Annotated in this window: 6 protein-coding genes; all 6 read left to right on the forward strand. The window is 61.8% G+C overall.

The features are described 5' to 3' along the window. Window positions 1-686 (forward strand): Crp/Fnr family transcriptional regulator (locus tag EOA23_RS31290; RefSeq protein WP_145966534.1); only part of this gene is annotated, 686 nt, incomplete at its 5' end. A 237-nt stretch (window positions 687-923) separates the two neighbouring features. Beyond that, entirely contained in the window at window positions 924-2,534 is a 1,611-nt protein-coding gene (ccoN, locus tag EOA23_RS31295; RefSeq protein WP_127306954.1) for a cytochrome-c oxidase, cbb3-type subunit I, read from the forward strand. Window positions 2,535-2,544: 10 nt separating this feature from the next. Further along, window positions 2,545-3,276 carry a cytochrome-c oxidase, cbb3-type subunit II gene (gene ccoO / locus EOA23_RS31300; protein WP_126062661.1) on the forward strand — a complete coding sequence of 244 codons (732 nt, stop codon included), beginning with the start codon at window positions 2,545-2,547 and terminating at the stop codon, window positions 3,274-3,276. 12 nt (window positions 3,277-3,288) lie between these two features. Further along, window positions 3,289-3,438: a CcoQ/FixQ family Cbb3-type cytochrome c oxidase assembly chaperone gene (locus tag EOA23_RS31305; protein ID WP_042647191.1), complete on the forward strand. Its 150-nt coding sequence runs from the start codon at window positions 3,289-3,291 to the stop codon at window positions 3,436-3,438. A 2-nt stretch (window positions 3,439-3,440) separates the two neighbouring features. Beyond that, on the forward strand, window positions 3,441-4,304 hold the full coding sequence (gene ccoP, locus EOA23_RS31310) for a cytochrome-c oxidase, cbb3-type subunit III (RefSeq protein WP_127306955.1): 864 nt from the start codon (window positions 3,441-3,443) through the stop codon (window positions 4,302-4,304). A gap of 171 nt (window positions 4,305-4,475) precedes the next feature. Continuing rightward, window positions 4,476-5,193: 4Fe-4S binding protein (locus EOA23_RS31315; protein WP_189341776.1), on the forward strand; the 718-nt coding region annotated here is incomplete at its 3' end.

Genomic DNA, 5,193 nt, shown 5'->3' on the forward strand with positions numbered 1-5,193 from the left:
CCGACGTCCCCGCAATTTGCAAATCCTGCGAAGCGCGGCAGGATGGGTTATGCGGCGCCTTCAACGCCCGCCAACTCGCCGAGTTGGCCAAAGCCTCGTCCAGGCATGAGGTTCCGGCTGGCACGGAACTGCCCGACGACGGAACCTACTCCAACCTTCTGTCCGGCGTGGTCAAGCTCACGAGAAATCTCTCGGATGGTCGTCAGCAGATTGTCGGGTTCCATTTCGCGCCCGATTTCCTGGGCAGGCCGTTCGAGGCAAAGAAGCCGATCAGGGCCGAAGCATTGACGAATGTGGCGCTCTGCTCGTTTCCAAAGGCAATCATCGACCGGATGGCAAACGAGATGCCGGAGCTTGGACGTCTGCTGCTGAAGCATACGCTGAACGAGCTCGACGAAGCACGCGACTGGATGGCGGCGCTGGGGCGCAAGACCGCGTCCGAGAAGGTCGCAAGCTTCCTCCTCATGGTCGCCAGAAACACCGATCCCGCGCACCATCCGGCGAGCCCGATAAGCTTCGACCTGCCGCTGACACGCACCGATATCGCCGATTTTCTCGGGCTGACCATTGAGACGGTCAGCCGGGAACTGTCCAGGTTGCGGTCCGACGGCACGATCCGGATCGTCAACAAGCGGCAGATCAGCCTCGCAAGCATGGCTCAGATCGAGGAACGCTGCGGCGACTGAGCGGCGACGATCCTCCTGCGAGCCTTCGCTTGCTTGATATCACCAAGGTCCCAAGGTTCGGCCTTGCAGGTCGTTTCGCTGGCGTCCCTGCCTGAAGCGGGATCAGTTTCCGACGCCCTCCAAATAAAAGCAGTGCGCGTTTGACCTGGATCAAGGCCGGGGGGCCGGGAAATCTCGAAAAGGTGGCTCGGGCGGGTATTTCCGTCGGAACTTTCGAGACGAGATCGGGGACTTGCGATGAAATTTGGCACGGAGATCGTCCTTCTAAGCCTGTTCGCCTTTGGCGCCCTCGTAGCCGCCGGCTTCGGGGTGGATGAACCTTTTCGCCAGCACATGTGGGTTTTGTTCTTGGCCGTGGCTGGATTCACTGCGGTCCTGCTGCGCACTACGGATTTCAAGCCCGCGGCGCCGATCGACCCATCCGCCTACATGGATGGCCCGATCCGCTACGGGGCCATCGCAACGGTGTTCTGGGGGGTCGTCGGCATGCTCGTCGGCGTGCTCATCGCGCTGGAGCTTGCATACCCTCAGCTTAACATCGGGCCCTGGTTCAATTTCGGGCGGCTGCGGCCGCTTCATACCTCCGGTGTGATCTTCGCCTTTGGCGGCAACGCCCTTCTGTGCACATCCATGTATGTCGTGCAGCGCACGTCCCGCGCGAGGCTGTTCGGCGGCAATCTCGCCTGGTTCGTCTTCTGGGGCTACCAGCTGTTCATCGTCATGGCCGCGACCGGCTATCTGCTGGGCATCACCGAAGGCCGCGAATATGCCGAGCCGGAATGGTATGTCGACCTCTGGCTGACGATCGTCTGGGTCGCGTACCTGATCCTTTTCCTCGGCACCATTCTGAAGCGCAAAGAACCGCATATCTACGTCGCCAACTGGTTCTACCTGTCCTTCATCGTCACCATTGCGATGCTGCATGTCGTCAACAACCTGTCGATGCCGGTCTCGTTCCTCGGCTCGAAGAGCTACTCGGCGTTCTCGGGTGTTCAGGACGCGCTGACGCAGTGGTGGTACGGCCATAATGCAGTCGGGTTCTTCCTGACGGCGGGCTTCCTCGGCATGATGTACTACTTCGTGCCCAAGCAGGTGAACCGTCCGGTCTATTCCTACCGGCTGTCGATCATCCACTTCTGGGCGCTGATCTTCCTCTATATCTGGGCCGGGCCGCATCACCTCCATTACACCGCCCTGCCCGACTGGGCGCAGACGCTCGGCATGGTGTTCTCGATCATGCTGTGGATGCCCTCCTGGGGCGGCATGATCAACGGCCTCATGACCCTCTCCGGCGCATGGGACAAGATCCGCACCGACCCGATCGTCCGCATGATGGTGGCGGCCATCGCCTTCTACGGCATGTCGACCTTCGAAGGGCCGATGATGTCGATCAAGACGGTCAACTCGCTGTCGCACTACACGGACTGGACAATCGGCCACGTCCATTCGGGCGCGCTCGGCTGGGTCGGCCTGATCAGCTTCGGCGCGATCTACTACATGGTGCCCAAGCTCTGGAACCGCGAGCGGCTCTATTCGATGCGCCTCGTCACCTGGCACTTCTGGCTGGCGACGCTCGGCATCGTTGTCTACGCGGCGGTGATGTGGGTCTCGGGCATCATGCAGGGGCTCATGTGGCGCGAATACGACGAGCAGGGTTTCCTCGTCTATTCCTTCGCCGAGACGGTCGCCGCGATGCATCCCTACTACATCATGCGCGCCGCGGGCGGCGCCATGTACCTGGCCGGCATGCTGATCATGGCCTGGAACATCACCATGACCATCCGCGGCTACCAGCGCAAAGAGCAGCCTTTGCCGGGTTCCGCCCCCGCCCTCCAGCCTGCCGAATAAGGAGCCAGACATGGGCCTGATAGACAAACACGCGCTGATCGAGAAGAACGCGACGCTTCTTCTCGTCGGATCCCTGCTGGTCGTGACCGTTGGCGGCATCGTCGAGATAGCGCCGCTCTTCTATCTCGACAACACGATCGAGAAGGTCGAGGGCATGCGGCCGTACACGCCGCTGGAGCTTGCCGGACGCAACATCTATGTGCGCGAGGGATGCTATCTCTGCCACAGCCAGATGATCCGGCCGTTCCGCGACGAGGTGGAACGCTACGGCCATTATAGCCTGGCGGCCGAGTCGATGTACGATCACCCCTTCCAGTGGGGATCCAAGCGAACCGGACCGGATCTTGCTCGCGTCGGCGATCGCTACTCCAACAGCTGGCAAGTTCAGCATCTTGCCGACCCGCGCTCCGTGGTGCCGGAATCGGTCATGCCGAAATATGCGTTCTTGAAAGACACGCCGATCGAGGTGAAGGATTTCTCGACGCATCTGGTTGCGAACAGGCGCGTCGGGGTGCCCTACTCCGACGACATGGTCGCCAACGCAAACGCCGACCTGACGGCGCAGGCCGATCCCAATGCCGACACGACCGGCCTGGAGAAACGCTACCCCAAGGCCAAGATCGGCGACTTCGACGGCAACCCGCAGCAGGTCACCGAGATGGATGCTCTCGTGGCCTATCTCCAGATGCTCGGCACCCTGGTCGATTTCAAGAACTACGACGAAGCAGCCGGCTACCGCTGAGGAGGGCAACCGATGGAATACAACTTGATGCGGGAGTTCGCCGACAGTTGGGGCCTGCTTGCCATGGCTTTGTTCTTTGTCGGCTGCATTGTCTTCGCGCTGCGTCCGGGTGGCAGAAAGCATGCCGACGACGCCGCTAAAATTCCTCTCCAGGACGATTGATCATGAGCAACGAGCATATCGACGAAATCTCGGGCATCACGACGACCGGCCATGAATGGGACGGTATCAAGGAGCTCAACAATCCTCTGCCGCGCTGGTGGGTAATCACCTTCTACATCACCGTGGCCTGGGCGCTCGCTTACACGATTGCCTATCCCGCTTGGCCGATGCTGAGTTCCGCCACCAGGGGTGTCCTGGGCTTCTCCAGCCGCAATGACGTCAAGAACGAGATGGCCGCGGCTGACGCCGCCAAGGCCAAATACGTCACGGCGATACAGTCCAAGACCGTTTCGGAAATCGCCGCTGACGACACGTTGCGCGAGTTCGCCGTCGCCGCCGGCGGCGCGGCATTCAAGGTCAATTGCGTGCAGTGCCACGGCTCGGGCGCGCAAGGATCGACAGGGTTTCCGAACCTCAATGACGACGATTGGCTCTGGGGCGGCAAGGCGGAGGAGATCCAGCAGACGATCACGCACGGCATCCGCTTCGCGGCGGACCCCGACACCCGTCAGTCGGAGATGACCCCTTTTGCGGACGTGCTCAAGCCGGAACAGATCGCCCAGGTCAGCGCCTATGTGGCGAGCCTTTCCGGACCGGTGCAGGACAAGAGCCTGATCGAGCCCGGCGCCAAGGTCTTCGCAGACAATTGTGCCGCCTGCCATGGCGAGAACGCTAAGGGCAGCCGCGACCTCGGAGCACCTAATCTGACGGATGCCATCTGGCTCCACGGCTCCGGCGAGGCCGCGATTGCTGCCCAGGTGCGAGCCCCGAAGAACGGGGTGATGCCTGCCTGGATCGGCCGTCTCGGCGAGACGACGGTCAAGGAGCTGGCTGTCTATGTCCATTCGCTTGGCGGCGGAGAATAGGAGCGGGGCCTATTCTCGGCCCTCAGCCGTTCAAGCGACGAGGCCCGGTCATGCCGGGCCTCGACTTGCTTTTTGATGGCTCAATTTGACCTGCATCAACGCGACGCGCCCGCGCGATTGCGAGATTGCCGGAAAGAAGGCGGCATTATTTCGCCGTGATTGGAGATCGTCGTGCTGGATCAGTCGCAGGTAGAACGGCTCGAGGCCGAAGCGGTCAACTCCGCGAAGACGCGACAGCCGCTCTACGCCGCGCGCAAGAAAATCTTTCCGAAGCGCGCCTCCGGTCGTTTCCGCCAGTTCAAATGGCTGGTGATGGCGATCACGCTCGGCATCTATTACCTGACCCCCTGGCTGCGCTGGGATCGGGGGCCTTTCGCTCCCGACCAGGCCGTTCTCATCGACCTGGCGAACCGCCGTTTCTACTTCTTCTTCATCGAAATCTGGCCGCAGGAATTCTACTACGTCGCCGGCCTTCTGATGATGGCGGGCGTCGGTCTTTTCCTGATCACATCGACGGTCGGGCGAGCCTGGTGCGGCTATACCTGCCCGCAGACAGTCTGGGTCGACCTGTTCCTTGTCGTCGAACGCGCAATTGAGGGCGACCGCAATGCCCGCATGAAGCTGGACGCCGCTCCCTGGAGCGCCCGCAAGCTTTTCCTGCGCGTCTCCAAGCACGCCATCTGGCTTATCATTGCCGTGGCCAGCGGCGGCGCCTGGATCTTCTACTTCGCCGATGCGCCGAAACTGCTCGGCGAAGTCGTCACCGGCACGGCGGCGCCCATCGCCTATGCCACGATCGCGGTGCTCACCGGCACCACCTATGTGCTCGGCGGGCTCATGCGCGAACAGGTCTGCACCTATATGTGCCCGTGGGCGCGCATCCAGGCCG

The organism is Mesorhizobium sp. M2A.F.Ca.ET.042.01.1.1 (assembly GCF_003997405.1).
Lineage (GTDB): Bacteria > Pseudomonadota > Alphaproteobacteria > Rhizobiales > Rhizobiaceae > Mesorhizobium.